The organism is Neobacillus sp. NPDC093182, assembly GCF_044754045.1.
The window spans coordinates 84,902-97,875 of the sequence record NZ_JBIVOI010000019.1 but is presented as its reverse complement, the minus strand read 5'-3'; the positions used below and the strand labels follow the sequence as shown (position 1 = coordinate 97,875).

The 12,974-nt window shown below is 32.1% G+C and carries 14 protein-coding genes; 8 read left to right on the top strand and 6 right to left on the bottom strand.

Annotated elements, in window-relative coordinates; translation table 11 throughout:
* Positions 1-18: 18 nt before the first annotated feature.
* Together brxL and ACIQAA_RS27225 are read left to right on the top strand one after the other, a co-directional pair.
* A complete protein-coding gene (gene brxL, locus ACIQAA_RS27230) occupies positions 19-2,049 on the top strand; it encodes a protease Lon-related BREX system protein BrxL (protein WP_402626006.1) in 2,031 nt (676 codons plus the stop codon).
* Between the two features lie 295 nt (positions 2,050-2,344).
* Positions 2,345-2,515 (top strand): topoisomerase DNA-binding C4 zinc finger domain-containing protein, encoded by a 171-nt coding sequence (locus tag ACIQAA_RS27225; RefSeq protein WP_402626004.1) that lies wholly within the window; start codon positions 2,345-2,347, stop codon positions 2,513-2,515.
* A 117-nt stretch (positions 2,516-2,632) separates the two neighbouring features.
* On the opposite strand, the gene ACIQAA_RS27220 is transcribed toward ACIQAA_RS27225, so the two are convergent.
* The 3 genes from ACIQAA_RS27220 to ACIQAA_RS27210 form a co-directional block, all read right to left on the bottom strand.
* Entirely contained in the window at positions 2,633-2,950 is a 318-nt protein-coding gene (locus tag ACIQAA_RS27220) for a hypothetical protein (protein WP_402626002.1), read from the bottom strand.
* 172 nt (positions 2,951-3,122) lie between these two features.
* On the bottom strand, positions 3,123-3,368 hold the full coding sequence (locus tag ACIQAA_RS27215) for a hypothetical protein (protein WP_402626001.1): 246 nt from the start codon (positions 3,366-3,368) through the stop codon (positions 3,123-3,125).
* 175 nt (positions 3,369-3,543) lie between these two features.
* Positions 3,544-4,095 (bottom strand): hypothetical protein, encoded by a 552-nt coding sequence (locus ACIQAA_RS27210; RefSeq protein WP_402625999.1) that lies wholly within the window; start codon positions 4,093-4,095, stop codon positions 3,544-3,546.
* Between the two features lie 261 nt (positions 4,096-4,356).
* Between ACIQAA_RS27210 and ACIQAA_RS27205 the strand changes: the two genes are divergently transcribed.
* On the top strand, positions 4,357-4,602 hold the full coding sequence (locus ACIQAA_RS27205; protein ID WP_402625998.1) for a hypothetical protein: 246 nt from the start codon (positions 4,357-4,359) through the stop codon (positions 4,600-4,602).
* A gap of 28 nt (positions 4,603-4,630) precedes the next feature.
* On the opposite strand, the gene ACIQAA_RS27200 is transcribed toward ACIQAA_RS27205, so the two are convergent.
* Positions 4,631-5,311 (bottom strand): hypothetical protein, encoded by a 681-nt coding sequence (locus ACIQAA_RS27200; protein ID WP_402625996.1) that lies wholly within the window; start codon positions 5,309-5,311, stop codon positions 4,631-4,633.
* A gap of 197 nt (positions 5,312-5,508) precedes the next feature.
* On the bottom strand, positions 5,509-6,528 hold the full coding sequence (locus ACIQAA_RS27195; protein WP_402625995.1) for an HNH endonuclease: 1,020 nt from the start codon (positions 6,526-6,528) through the stop codon (positions 5,509-5,511).
* A 216-nt stretch (positions 6,529-6,744) separates the two neighbouring features.
* Here ACIQAA_RS27195 and ACIQAA_RS27190 point away from each other — a divergent pair, with 216 nt between their 5' ends.
* Entirely contained in the window at positions 6,745-7,611 is an 867-nt protein-coding gene (locus ACIQAA_RS27190) for a hypothetical protein (RefSeq protein ID WP_402625993.1), read from the top strand.
* A 386-nt stretch (positions 7,612-7,997) separates the two neighbouring features.
* Positions 7,998-8,645, top strand: coding sequence for a hypothetical protein (locus ACIQAA_RS27185; RefSeq protein WP_402625991.1), 648 nt, complete (start codon positions 7,998-8,000; stop codon positions 8,643-8,645).
* A 143-nt stretch (positions 8,646-8,788) separates the two neighbouring features.
* Here the strand turns inward: ACIQAA_RS27185 and ACIQAA_RS27180 are convergent, their stop codons facing one another.
* Positions 8,789-9,268 (bottom strand): hypothetical protein, encoded by a 480-nt coding sequence (locus ACIQAA_RS27180; protein ID WP_402625990.1) that lies wholly within the window; start codon positions 9,266-9,268, stop codon positions 8,789-8,791.
* Positions 9,269-9,841: 573 nt separating this feature from the next.
* On the opposite strand from ACIQAA_RS27180, the gene ACIQAA_RS27175 reads away from it, so the two are divergent.
* The 3 genes from ACIQAA_RS27175 (at position 9,842) to ACIQAA_RS27165 (ending at position 12,586) form a co-directional block, all read left to right on the top strand.
* Positions 9,842-10,015: a hypothetical protein gene (locus ACIQAA_RS27175; RefSeq protein ID WP_402625988.1), complete on the top strand. Its 174-nt coding sequence runs from the start codon at positions 9,842-9,844 to the stop codon at positions 10,013-10,015.
* 210 nt (positions 10,016-10,225) lie between these two features.
* Positions 10,226-11,725 (top strand): DEAD/DEAH box helicase family protein, encoded by a 1,500-nt coding sequence (locus ACIQAA_RS27170; RefSeq protein WP_402625986.1) that lies wholly within the window; start codon positions 10,226-10,228, stop codon positions 11,723-11,725.
* A 366-nt stretch (positions 11,726-12,091) separates the two neighbouring features.
* Positions 12,092-12,586 (top strand): HNH endonuclease, encoded by a 495-nt coding sequence (locus ACIQAA_RS27165; RefSeq protein WP_402625985.1) that lies wholly within the window; start codon positions 12,092-12,094, stop codon positions 12,584-12,586.
* Positions 12,587-12,974 lie beyond the last annotated feature (388 nt).

Here is a 12,974-nt window from a genome sequence, read left to right as displayed (position 1 = left end):
AAATGAGGGGAAGCGAAAATGGAAGACTTAAATAAAAAACTAAACACTCATTTTGCAGGAAAAGTTGTTCGTAAAGACTTAACCAAAAAGATAAAAGCTGGGGCAAATGTCCCGGTTTATGTTCTTGAATATTTGCTTGGAATGTATTGTGCAACAGAAGAGGAAGATAGCATTCAAGATGGTGTAGAAATGGTAAAGAAAATCCTATCTGATAATTTTGTGCGCCCTGATGAAGCTGAAAAGATTAAGTCCAAAATTAAAGAGCTACGTCAATACACAATCATTGATAAAATTAGTGTGAAGTTAAACGAGAAGAAAGACGTATATGAGGCTGAATTTTCTAATTTAGGATTAAAAGGTGTACCAATCTCAGCTCATTATTTACAAAAGTATGAAAAGCTACTAGCTGGCGGTATATGGTGCATTTTGAAGATGGAATATTTCTTTGATGAAGAAGCAAAAGGAGTAAGTCCATTTGTTATTGCGGGGCTAGATCCAATTCAAATGCCAAATATGGACCTACAAGATTTACTAGATCAACGCCAACATTTTACAAAAGATGAATGGATTGATATTCTGATTCGTTCAATTGGAATGGAACCGACTCAACTAGAAGATAAAGTAAAATGGCATATGCTTTTACGACTGATACCTCTAGCTGAAAACAACTATAACTTATGTGAGTTAGGTCCACGTGGTACAGGTAAATCTCACGTTTATAAAGAGATTTCACCAAACTCCATTTTAGTTTCAGGTGGACAAACAACCGTCGCAAACTTGTTCTACAACATGGCAAGTAAGCAAATTGGGCTAGTTGGTATGTGGGATACGGTTGCATTTGATGAAGTAGCGGGTATTACTTTTAAAGATAAAGATGGCATTCAAATTATGAAAGATTTCATGGCTTCAGGTTCATTTGCACGTGGACGTGAAGAAAAGAATGCAAGTGCATCAATGGTATTTGTCGGTAATATTAATCAAAGCGTAGATGTGTTATTAAAAACATCCCATTTATTTGATCCATTTCCTGAAGCAATAGCAAATGATTCTGCATTTTTTGATCGAATGCATTATTATTTACCTGGCTGGGAAGTTCCAAAGATGCGTCCTGAATTTTTCACAAATGATTATGGCTTTATCACTGATTATTTGGCGGAATACTTACGAGAAATGCGGAAACGCTCATTTTCAGATGCATTGGACAAATATTTCAAGCTAGGAAATAATTTAAATCAACGTGATGTAATAGCTGTTCGTAAAACAGTATCTGGTTTTATAAAACTATTGTATCCACATGGTGGATTTACTTGTGAGGACGTAGAAGAAGTATTACGCTACGCACTTGAAGGTCGTCGTCGTGTAAAAGAACAGCTAAAGAAAATTGGTGGCATGGAGTTTTACGATGTACATTTTTCTTATATTGATAATGAAACATTAAATGAAGAGTTTGTTTCCGTATCTGAGCAAGGTGGCGGCAAACTTATCCCAGAAGGTATGGGTAAACCAGGTCACGTATATACAGTAGCTCGTGGTAAATCAGGGATGATTGGTGTTTACAAACTTGAAACAGAAGTAGTAGCTGGTAACGGTAAGTTTGAAAAGACAGGCTTAGGAACGGACCGTGAAGCAAAAGAAAGCATTGACACTTCATACCGATACTTTAAGGCCAATAATAAAAATATTAGTGGCACAATTAGTACAACCACAAAAGATTACTTAATGCATATCCAAGATATACAAGGTGTTGGATTAACAAGTGAATTATCACTCGCTTCATTTATAGGTCTATGCTCAGGTGCAATGATTCGTCCTGTGCAAAGCCAGCTCGTAGTATTAGGTTCAATCAGTATTAGCGGTACGATTAATAAAGTAGAAGAACTAGCAAATGTACTTCAAGTCTGTTTCGATAGTGGAGCTAAGAAAATATTACTTCCAATGACATCCGCTGTAGATATTCCATCTGTACCAGCAGAATTATTTGCAAAGTTTCAAATCAGCTTTTATCAATCCGCAGAGGACGCGGTGTTTAAAGCTTTAGGTGTAGAATAAATAGTAATCAATTCAAAATAGGTGACCAAAGAGGATGCTGAAATCGATCTTTTGGTTCACCTTTTTTAAAAGTGGTCTCTATAGCCATTTTTTTCCTCTATATATTAAAATTAGAAATAATTACATTTAATAACATTTTAAGATAAGTATGAGTAACTTTATAGATGATTCTAGTCGCAAAACCCAATTAGGCATTCTTTTACTTAAAATTTAACACCAATCTTTAAGTAAGCTGTCTGTTAGTTGAAGTTTAAATTAAAATCTTAGTCATAATATTTTGTTTTAAAATCATTAATTGTTTTCTTTATATTTGGTTCGCAAAAAAGGACCCTATGGCGAGTTTTATGGATGTTCTAATTACCCGGATTGTAGGCATAAATTAAAAGTTGAAATTGTAAAAATAAAATTGAGAACTCTAAAAACGTTGCTGCTTTATAATACTTTATCGAATTGTATAAAGTTGTAAATGAACCTAAGTCTTAATATCATCCACAAAAAAATGTTTTCTAATTAATACAAAAAGCAGTGTTATATTATAATTGATTACTTCACTGCTTTTTCATTTTTTAATATATATATCTTTTTAACGATAAATTCCATTCGGATGAAAATACCACAACCAATTATCTACCTTTTTAAATTGCTTATCATCTGTAACAAATGACTTTACTTCAATTCCAAAGAGATGTTTATGATACGCTTTAAACTGTTCACATCTTCGTATGAGTTCAATTGCAGCCTCTTTCCCCATATGATCTGTCGCTCCAACAACAATAAATGGGGCATCTTCTTCAATCTTAGCATCTTCATAATGAAGAAATAATTTTCCTCCAAAATAAATATCGTACAATTCAGGTAATTCTTCTCTCATAGCTACTTCCATAAGTACAAGTCTACTCATTTTATCACTCCTTTTCCATTAATTATGAACTTATTTTTATCTTGTAAATGGAAAAATTGTGAAAAGAATTTGACTTTTTAAAACCATCCCTATATTAAGTAAGAAATAAAGTTCGTTATAATAAAAAATTTACTAAAATAGTAAGCGGGCTTACTTTCTAAAAAGGTAAATTCTAATTATCATCAATATTTGTTAATTCCTGTTTCTCCAATACATTAACTATCTCGGTGATATCTTTATCTCCATCGACCAATACTTTTTCTAACTCTGCATGGTAGGACATTTCTTTCTTGATCTGTTTCCACCAGTGATATGCAATAAATTCGGGTTTCCGACCTTTTGATTGAAAAGAACCATGTTGTGCACATTTGCTTGTAAAAGCTCTGTAATGAATTTCAATTGTAATGTTCACATTCATCATCCTTTAAAAAATTGCTGATATACGAACCAGACTTTGTTTGTTCTTTGTTTGTTATGAAACAAACCTTACCCAAAAATAAACTTATTTTTTTCTATAATGTTGTTGTATTCTACTACACTTAGCACGGTAAGATGCTCCGGAGTTATTATATTGGGCAGCGGTAATTCAAAATTTATTTGTTGAGGATCAAAACCCTTTTCCAAAAGAACTGGAGTTGTTTAAAAGTATCTTTGACAAGTTTATTATTATTCTCTGACTGAAATAAAGAACAATCAACTCCTGAAGCAATAATAACAACTGGTTCATACGAACAATTTATTATATGACTTAGAAAATCATTGTCCAACTCAATAGGAACTGAATATTCCTCTAGAAAAAGATAAAGAATCATAGTATTTGAAATAAGTTCGGAGCCATATTTATTCCTTGAATATCTAACTGCTGTAAGTTTGCTGGGTGTCAAATAAACACCGCTATAACGAAAATTAGCTACTGCTTGATTAACAATATCACTATTTTGTTTTAGTCGCCAATGTACGGACTTTGGCAAGAATTCAATATACTCATAACCTTTATGAACTAGTTTCCCAAGTGTTTCCATTATACTATACTTTTTTATTGGATTTACCGCCCCTAATCCTTTTGCTAAAATGTCTTCCAAGAATAAGGTTGAAGTACCATGGTATAAAGGAATCATAAGCCCTCCATCTTTAATAATTTCCATGAAATTGCGCTCCTTAGCTTCAAAAATTGTCGCTCTTATCTTTTGAAAAATGAATGAGAATAGCCTCTTCTTAGTATTGCTTTTTTCCGGTGTTATAGAAGTGAATTTGTTCAATCTTGAAGATCGCAATTGCATTTGAATGGCTGTGTCATGAGACTGCTTATGATGTGTTTGATTGAAAAAGATGTAATTTAGGGGATATTCTAGTAAAATATAAGAATGATGCTTGAACATTACGAATAACTGGATGGGAGGCTTTCTATGAAAGAATTTGATGAAATACAAGTAACAAAAAAAGTTCTGAAATCTATCACTTGCAACAAATGCGGTAAGTCTAAAGAAATAACTGACTTCGGTTTCGAACAAGATGAATTCCATTCATTTAATTTATCTTTTGGATATGGATCAGGTTTTGATGAAGAAAGATGGAAATTTGACCTTTGCGAATTATGCCTCGTTGATTTTGTAAAAACTTTCAAATATTCTCCTACTATTATTGAAATCTAGCGTATAATCGCTAGATTTTTTATTTTATTCATTTACTCTTTGTTTGAGTACGAATTGTTAATTCCCTAATTTGTCTTGCTATTTCTTTTTTATATTCCTCAACGCAAACCGGAGAATTGTGATAAGGTGCCGGTGGATAATATGGATAGATGGAATAACCTGTTTCTGGGTGTGTTTCATCCTTTAACCAACCGATATAATTAAAGTTTCGGGTTGCCTCAAGCTCCTGAATCATTTGTAGGGCCAAATTCTCGTAAGATTTCACGTAAATTTTGTTCGGTGGTGAAACAGTCCATGCAAGCCAAATCCATGGGGAATCAATTAGTTTTTCTAAAACAGGGTAGAGTAATTCAGTAGGGGTTTCATTCATTATCTTCTCGTAAGTTTCGTATGCTGTTTGCCTATTCGAATCTACCAAATTAAAGAGATTATAAATATAAAGGCGTCCATCTGGTTCTTCAAAAGCATATTCAATAATATCTTTTACTCTTATAAGTGGGTCATTCTGTAATATATCGAGCTCTCCAAATGCAATATTTACTTTACCATTATTTATCTCTGTCCAGAGCTTTTTGTTTTTTAAGGCAACACTTCCTGGATTATGCAGCAGAATTACTCCTAAAGTATTTTCACTATGTCCCCATTGTAAATATGCTTCTTTCCTGTAAAGACGATCTTTAAAATTTTCATAAGTACCAAAGCCTTTCATTGATATCTTCCTCTCAAAGCCAGAATTAAAAAATAAGAATTTCAATGTAACATAACCTATTCTTTTTGATGTATATACTAAATATATATTAATAATTCTATTAAAAGAGAGGTATTTCCTTCAATAAACTAGATGCTTTTATTAGTTGAAATGGATAATGAAATCAATTTTTTATCAACCAAAATAAAAAGGACCAGTTAGGCCCTATTTAAAATACGTTTTCTTAGTTGTTCTATTGATAAATAGTCACCATTTTCTTTTCGATGAAGCATAGCATGGCAGTTTGGACAAACAGGAATGAGATCTCGAATAGGATCTACTTCGTAGCCACGTTGTATTTTGTGAAGTGGTAATATGTGATGGACATGAATAAAATCTTTTCCTACTTCTCCATATGTATCTTCAAAATTCAAATCACAAATTTGACATTGGACCCCATAATGATCCATACATCGCTTCCGAGCAATAGGATTGCGTTCATATACATTGACCATTACTGTTTTGCGCATACCTTCTTCTAAATTATCAGGGACTTCATCTGGATAATAACCTTCTGTTAAATCATGTTCAAAGTATACCATGATATAATCTCGAAGTTCTCCAGTGAGTTTCATCGGACCTTGGACATTCCCTTTCAAACCATGTTCACGTAATTTTGAAAGAGATAGCTCAGGAGTATCCACCTTTTCTAGGAAACGAAAACGAGTCCATTTTCCTCCTTTGGATTCCTCAAATTTCTTTAAATCCTTCCAAAACATTTTATTATACTTAACCTCATTAGGTGGTACTAACCCTTGTATAATTTCAACTTTAAAACAGACTTGTTGAATATTTCCTGAAACATATATATATAAAATATCACCATTTTCAAAATTCCGAGATCGCTTCCATTCTAAAGTTTCACGTTCACTATACGCTCTCGCTAATTCAAATTCTTCTGGATTATTTGATACTAACCAAATACGACGAGCATTTTCATGGTCACTTTCTTCAAGTTCTTTACGGCGTTTTGAAGAAATATCTTCTGGTACAACAAAACGAAACTCGTCTTGCTTAACATAGTAAGGGATGTTATATACATATCCACGTTCAATTGGATCATAGCACCTTGATGTAGTTGTATTGAGGTGGTCTGCTAGAAATCTAGCTGCTTCTAGAATATTTGGTGCTTCAAATAAAAGTTCATCATTTTTGATTATTGTAATCGGGCTAGCCATTAAATTGCCTCCATTTATTAATTATATTCTTTATTGTACTTTATAAATACGCCCCTTACATGCTTTATCTTTCATTTACCTTTTCCTTAGTTAAAATAGAATAAAATTCTCAGTTTAATTGCCTAATTGATTCTTGTTTGATGTGTGACTGGATAATTATGTAATATAATACATTTATAAAATACTCGGAGAACTAATAGGGATGGGGGAACTTAATTGGATATTGAGATGACTTTACTTAATGCCGGGGTTAACGAGGAACATTTATCTTTTTTGAAAAATGACACATTAAAAAGTGATGCACCATTTTATTATTTTTTTGACGTCAGCGATCAGCGAGAATATCGACTTGTCCCTGTTAACAAAATCAAAGGATTATCAAGGGGAGAACCTGGTTTTTCATGGTGGGACCATGTTCTGTTGAAAGCTGGAAATATCGCTGGTAATAGATTGGAAGGAAATGAAAAGAGATTACAATCTACGACTTTAGAGGAGTTTAGAAAACGTTTTGTAAGTAACAACTTCCCAGCAGTAGAATTAAGTTACTATGATGAGTTTGATGAATATTACGTATCTAGTGATGGGAATCATCGAACTTTATGGGCTAAATTAGTCGCTGCCGACTATATTAGGGCTAGAGTATACGACTATAAGTATAATCCTATAAAGCATGGCAGTTATAAGAGGGTCCAAGGTATCTTAAGTGATTATACGAAACTTGTGGAGGTAGCTAACTTGCAACTAGAAGGGGATCAGTACGATTGCTGGGATCTTGAGTATAAAGGCATTCAATTATGTTCCGATGAAATACCTTATATAAGGGACTACTTAAATGAAACAAAGATTTCTAATCTCAAAAATTGTGTGGGTAAAAACATTAAAATGATTGAGAACATTATGGATAGATACTTTAAATTCGCGAGGATACCAGATAAGTTGCGGATGAAATTATTTAAATTATTCATGAATCACTTAAACAATGAAAAGAAATTCATTTACGTAAATCTAGTTTGGCTTCAGGAACATGGGTGGGTTCCTAACATAAGTGTTGAGAATTGGAAGAAGTTGAAAATCGAACAATAACTTAACCTACTCAAATAAAAAGTTAGATAGTTTAAATTCAATTTTAAAATATAAGCATAATTGAAAAACTCTAATTTAAAATAGGTTTTCTATTTCTCTCAGTCGGGCTAATGCCCGGCTATTTTACAATAAAAATCTATATTTCAATTATCAAAACAAAAAGGACCATTTCGGTCCCTGCACCTCTATTCAACAAAAGCTACCCCTAAGTTTAAGTGAGTTATTTAACGAACAATCCCTAAAAATGAAAGTAAGTTCGTTTGAGTTGTTTCTTCACTGATTTATCATCCTTGGTAATTTCCTTTACAATTTTATACCTATTTTCCATAAACCAGAAGAGAAAATCTGGTAAAATAGGAACATACCAACTAAATGGGGGATGTCCTTTGCAGAGAATATTGTTTGTATTATGTTTGTTGATTGGCTCATTTTTCGCACATAATGCTCTTGCCAATGAAATCAGTAACATAAAAAAAGAACATCCTGAATGGTTTTCGCAAAATATCAAACCTTACAAAGTTGTGGAAGACTACAATTCCCCTACGGGTCGACCAGGAGATATTGAAGACAATTCAAAGGCCTATTACACCAAGGAAGATCAGCAAGTCTTGGACGAACGAAAACGTGTGCTGGGTCCGATTCCGTTTTTAAGTAGCTTTTCCGGTTTTCTTTCTATTGGGAGCGCCATTGTTTTCCTTGTTCTTTTATATTTAAAGATAGATGATTACCTGGAAGAAAAACGCTTAAAAACCATCAAGATAAATCAGGAGTTACATCAAGAAAAGATCCGTCAAATCAACAAACATTTCATTGAAAAAGTAGAAGGCATCATCAAAATCCATGAGGCATCAGGAACGGCGATGTCATATAAAGAAGTGATTGCCATACGCACAGAAAAGGACAACACGATACACAGCTTCAGCACTAATAATCAAGCGGAATATATGATCAAAAAACATATGAAAACTCATAATCCCAAGTGGAAAATAAAAAAGGTTCATCAATTGCTGAACTTTTTTATTCTTCCGATTTAATCAAACTAAACTGCATCGTTAGTAAAAAGCGACTGCTCATATTGAACAATGGCCACGTTACATTATTAAGGAAGTGTCGATTAAATTTTCTTTATTTAACTATTGCAGCATTCGCACACTCAAAGAAATTAATAAAGTTCATTCTAAAATTCGTTTTGTAGTACAAAAAATTCTAAGTCATTAATCTTACTAATTAAGTTCAGTACCTCATCACTTTTTTCAAATTCCCCTGATAAAATTTCGCTTTTCAATAAATTAGCAGCATTAAAGCATTCTTTTAGATTATCTAACAATCCGTTTAACGTACTAAGATTTAATTCATCAATGTTGCTAGGGTCTGTAGTGTCTGTAATGTACTCATAATAAACACCACCATCTTTTTTATACTTAGTAACATTTAACTCACGCATGTATTTATTAAGTGAAACAAATGCTCCGTTAATATTTCCATTTGAAAAGAAAGTTTCCCCAGTAGTTTCATCTTTAACTTCAGTCAAACGCTTAACAATATCCTTATGCTGCAAAGGTTGGCCTGTAGTTATTAATTCTTCCACAATTAATTCTCTTGCTTTTTGTGTTTTACTACTGTTTTGAAAAGAATTGGTAGAGAGCTGTGTAATCATTTTTTTATCCCCCTTCGTATTACAACTAAATAATATCAAATTAAATCTTTCTTATCAACGATTAATTTGAATTAATTTAAATTAATTTAAATTAATTGTTATTTCATGATGGTAAAACTATGCCTTCACGAAGCCAAAATGATCTGAACTCATTTCTATTACACGTACACACTATTACAGGGGTTATGAAATCCTGCGAATATGTGAGCGTTCGAGAGATATTCGAATTAAACTGAGGGAATTGAAGAAGAGAAAAAATCCTTTTTTATTCTATTAGAATTTGAAATATTACAGTTGTATTACAAATGACAAAACTTGTCAAAAACTCGTCAAAAAATTGTCTAAAAAATGGAAGTTATGGAGTATATTAATAGAGAGAGATATAAAGTTTATAAAAAGTTGTTACAAAAAAAGGATTTCGTGGTGTATATAAATGAGAGGGCTAAAAAGTGTATAAAAAATGTCCGAAAAATGGAAGTTGTATTAAATATTTATAGAGAGAGCTCTTTAAGGAGTTCTATTTTTTTTACTAATATGTATTACAAGTAATACAAAACAAGGAGACTGATAGTTATGGTAAAAAGAGATGATATTCGAACATTCTCATTTGATGTTCGAGTTATTCAAGACTTTATGAAATACTGCAAAGACGATCATCTGAATGCAAGTTCAATCGTAAACGAGCTGGTCAAAGATTATATGAAAGACAAGAAACAAAAACTCAACGATTCAAATAATTGGGATTAACTGTACTTACGAGTTGGCGAAAGCTGACTCTTTTATTTTGTCTGAAAGGCGGAAAAGGCATGGAGAGATTCGTTCTTAAAGCAGCTGAAATTCCGTTCAAATTTTGCATCGGTATGTTTACAGCTGCTGCAATTGAATTAGTAAAAAATTTGATCAGTTAATTTACGTTTTTCTGGATTTAGATATAAAGTCTATAAGGAGGAATGAAAAATGGAAAGCAGAATTTATGTAAGTGATTTAATTACTACTGACATTGTTGGTCTATTGGAGCAAGGGAAAAACTATCTTATTGGTTCTGAAATGAACAGTGGAAAGAACTACTGGGTAAGACATGTACTACTCCCTTATGCTTTAGAAAATAACAAAAGAACATTGTTCTTGTCTCATAGAACTCAAACATTAAGACAACAGGAAAGCTACTTAGATGAATACAAACAAGAATGTATTCGTCAATTCAAAGGCGGCATGTTTGAAAGCAAGACTTATCAAGCTTACCAAAAAATGATAGAGCGTAATGATATTATGTTGAAATCGTTCGATTATATTGTTTGTGATGAAGCTCATTACTTTGTCAGTGATAGTTCATTTAATACAAAGACGGAGTTATCATTTAACTTCATAAATCAGAATGACAAAGCAGTAAAAATCTTTATGACAGCAACTTCTGACGGACTCTCATATCTTCCTTGGAAAAATAATCTTGAAGTATTGAATGAAGCAAACTTCTATAACAATAACGTTAAAGACATGTTTCGATATGAACAAGATGAAACAGCTTTATCAGTTGTTCATGATGAAGTTGAAAAAGGGAATAAAGTTATTGTATATCATAATTCCATTGGCACAATATCTGACTTCAATATTGGGGACAGTAAAGTTTTACATTCAGGCAATCGTGAAAATTCATTAGAATTCAAACAGATTGCTGAGCAACAACAATTCGAATGTGATGTATTGAATACAACAAAACTCATGACTGAAGCAACAGAAATTAAAGATGATTCAATTGAAACGGTTATTATTCATGGAATCAGTGACATCGATACTTTCGTACAAGCTACAGGTCGAGTTAGAAATAAAAAAGTGAATGTTTATTATAAACGAATTTCAAAGAAGTCTATTCAAGCAAAGTTACGATATCTCGATAAGCAACTTGAATACTATGAAAGATTCATGGAACTTGGTGAAATTGAATTTGTTAAAGAATATGGTTTAGACATTATCAATAAGTCAATGAGAGCTTTTTATCTTGATACGGTTATGGACCCAATCAGCCATCAAAATTATACTTGCTTACGGGTTCATCAAACTGGATTAGCATATCTTCAGTATCAGTATCAGATGTATGAATATATGGACCAATTCGGATTTGAAAAGTTCTTCGAACATTACTTTCCTAATGTACAGTATATTGACTTGGAACAATTGAAAAGAGAAAATTTTATCAAGCTTGATATTATCGACAATTACTTAAATAAGAAGATTTTTAAAGAGGGTCAACAAGAACTGGTCGATGTGATTAGTAACAAGTATGGTTTACGCGCAAAAGATGGTTCTACAAAAATTGGTATGAAAACTATCAATGCTTTCTTTGTTGAGAATAATATTCCGTATGTGATTGAAAGTAAAAAGGAAACTAAAGGCGAAAATCGCATGAAAATGTACTGGATATTAAATGAAGCAATATTAAATGTTCCAAATCTATTATAATTCTTATTTAATAACAAAGGTAATAAATTTGGAACAACGATAACTGAAATTAGAAGAGTATCATAAAATGATAAGCGTTCGAAAAGAGCGCTTATTTTTTTTGAGATGTAAGTATTGGTGCTACAAAAAAGAAAAGTAAATCAAAGGAGAATTACAATGATAAAACAATTCTTATTTAACTATCCACTAGATTGCTTAGGTATTGTATCAGTAATTATATCTGCCATTAAATTTCTTATTACTGGAGGAAACTGAAATGGAACAGTGGAAAATTATTAAAAAACCTGGAGTCGTTTTTAAAGTAAGTAATGAAGGACGAGTTAAAGTTCTCAAGGTGACAAATTTATATTAGTTCAAATTTATTCTTTGAATGGTGGTCATGAAGGAGATCGTTATCTTTCAACACATGGTTATTATGTTCATAGATTAATAGTTGTAGCATTTCTTGGTCCAATTCCAAAAGGTAATCAAGTTAATCATAAAAATGGTCGAAAAAGATGCAATTACCTTACGAATTTAGAACTAGTTACTCATTCTGAAAATATTCAACACGCTTTTAAGTCTGGGGCACATGATAGTTGGACTCTTTCGAATTTTGAAATTGAACGTAGAGCGGTAATAAATGACATGAGAAAAACAAATAATTATTGGGCTGTGTATGATGAAAATCTTAAATACATTCGTTCTTATCCTTCACAAGAAGACGCATCAAAATCAATTGGAGTAAGTCGTCAAACAGCAAATAATTCGTTTCGTTTAGGACGACTAATCTTAGGGCAATTATACATTTGCATGCCGAGTCAATATAAACAGTTAAATGAAAATGTTGCAAATCGAGCTATCGGGGAAGTTTGTAATTGATTCTCTTAGTAAAAGCATTTAAAGATTTAATAGTAAGATGAACGACAAGGAAGCGCTGTTGGTCAATTCAACTTAAATAATAATTACTTGACTCTTTTCAAGAGTCTTTTTCTTTCTAATATGAAAGGATGGTACAAATAGCTTTATTTGAAGAAGAGGCGATGTAAGTGCAGATGAAGTGGTCAATCAACAAACAAACAGAATATTCATTTTTAAACCATAATCATAAAGAGGAATAATAATTAAGAATATATGGGCTATTTATATATAAGTGTTATATATGTATGTCCCTATATATGTATGAGCTTATGTATAGCTGGCTCTTATAATGTATGTAGCCAAACATTTTCTAATAACTATTATAAAAGTTATTACAGTGTATAAAAGT

Coding starts and splice junctions, on each gene's coding strand:
- ACIQAA_RS27200 (WP_402625996.1), bottom strand. CDS start 5,311: ATGAAAGGCTTTGGTACTTATGAAAATTTTAAAGATCGTCTTTACAGG.
- ACIQAA_RS27170 (WP_402625986.1), top strand. CDS start 10,226: ATGGAAAGCAGAATTTATGTAAGTGATTTAATTACTACTGACATTGTT.
- ACIQAA_RS27210 (WP_402625999.1), bottom strand. CDS start 4,095: ATGGAAATTATTAAAGATGGAGGGCTTATGATTCCTTTATACCATGGT.
- ACIQAA_RS27175 (WP_402625988.1), top strand. CDS start 9,842: ATGGTAAAAAGAGATGATATTCGAACATTCTCATTTGATGTTCGAGTT.
- ACIQAA_RS27205 (WP_402625998.1), top strand. CDS start 4,357: ATGAAAGAATTTGATGAAATACAAGTAACAAAAAAAGTTCTGAAATCT.
- ACIQAA_RS27180 (WP_402625990.1), bottom strand. CDS start 9,268: ATGATTACACAGCTCTCTACCAATTCTTTTCAAAACAGTAGTAAAACA.
- ACIQAA_RS27195 (WP_402625995.1), bottom strand. CDS start 6,528: ATGGCTAGCCCGATTACAATAATCAAAAATGATGAACTTTTATTTGAA.
- ACIQAA_RS27220 (WP_402626002.1), bottom strand. CDS start 2,950: ATGAGTAGACTTGTACTTATGGAAGTAGCTATGAGAGAAGAATTACCT.
- ACIQAA_RS27215 (WP_402626001.1), bottom strand. CDS start 3,368: ATGAATGTGAACATTACAATTGAAATTCATTACAGAGCTTTTACAAGC.
- brxL (WP_402626006.1), top strand. CDS start 19: ATGGAAGACTTAAATAAAAAACTAAACACTCATTTTGCAGGAAAAGTT.